The sequence below is a fragment of the Oleiphilus sp. HI0066 genome (assembly GCF_001635725.1).
The window spans coordinates 1-1,073 of record NZ_LWFH01000040.1; the positions used below are offsets into that span (position 1 = coordinate 1).

Here is a 1,073-nt window from a genome sequence, read left to right on the forward strand (position 1 = left end):
CAATTGGAATCGCTGCCCAGATGCCGTGAAGTACGCGTTTACGGTTTAAGTTGTAACCCACTTTGATTTCTTCTTTGTGTTCATGGGTAGCTTTGTTGATATGGTCATAATCGCGAGGTTCAAAAAAGAAATGGCCACTTTGGCGTGACACCATACCGATTCCCCAGCCAATCAGCGCTGCCACACCTGGATTGATAAAGAGCATCACATAAGCCGTTAGAAAACTAATTGAGCTAATAAAGTGCAATGTTTGGTTTATGCGGCTTTGATGATAATAGCGATGATCGTCCCATCGAAGTTCATTCAACTCGGCGAAGAAAGATGCGACGGCACCTTGCGGCGTAGGCTGGTTCATTGGGTTCATGACATTTGACCTGTAGATGGTTGAGCGTGAAAGTGATTTGGGCGCATTAGCGCTTGCCCCATGCGAATAATCTGCCCTTCTTCCATGTCTGGCATGAAGGTGAAATGCTTACTGGTGAGCATGACAATTGTTGAGCCATGCTCGAAATTTCCTAGGCGCTCTCCACGTGTGAAGTGCCGCTCGAAAGGAATCTTGTTCGCTCCTTTGCATTGCAGCGCTAAAGGAAAATCTAAATCTGAAAAACGCATGCTTGAGACCAGAATGGCTGCGACCGGCACTAATGCTATTCGAGCATGTGCATCTTCAGGGTTGAGCTCGATGACAGCGCGTTCGTTTTTACAGAACAATTTTTCGATGCGCCTAAGTGTGGGTGGATTAACGTTCCATGTATCCCCAGAAATGTAATGGATGCTCGATGTGTCGCAATCTGTTGGCGCGTGCATGTGATGATACATGCTCGATTTGAGGCGCAAGGTGATGTAATGGCCATCACGATAGGGTGCAAGATCAATCGCGCCTTGAGTTACCTCGTTTAGTGAATAAGGCATTCCTTTGTTTTGGAGTAACTCTAGATTTTTTAGCTTTCCGTGCGCCCCGATTACAGCGTCACAAGGGCTGGTGATCAGTGTGTTGTCTTCGGGGAATGGGCGTGTCTCGGGCCGTAATGTTCGTGTAAAGCATTCATGCAGACTTTGGAAGTGTTGCTGAT

General features: G+C 47.1%; 2 protein-coding genes. Both read right to left on the reverse strand.

All coding sequences use genetic code 11. The annotated features are described in order from the left end of the window. A partial coding sequence (locus tag A3738_RS00940) for an Mpo1-like protein (RefSeq protein ID WP_197473489.1) occupies nucleotides 1–364 on the reverse strand: 364 nt, incomplete at its 3' end. Further along, nucleotides 361–1,073 (reverse strand): archaetidylserine decarboxylase (asd, locus tag A3738_RS00945; protein ID WP_156503853.1); only part of this gene is annotated, 713 nt, incomplete at its 5' end. The genes A3738_RS00940 and asd, both read right to left, overlap by 4 nt.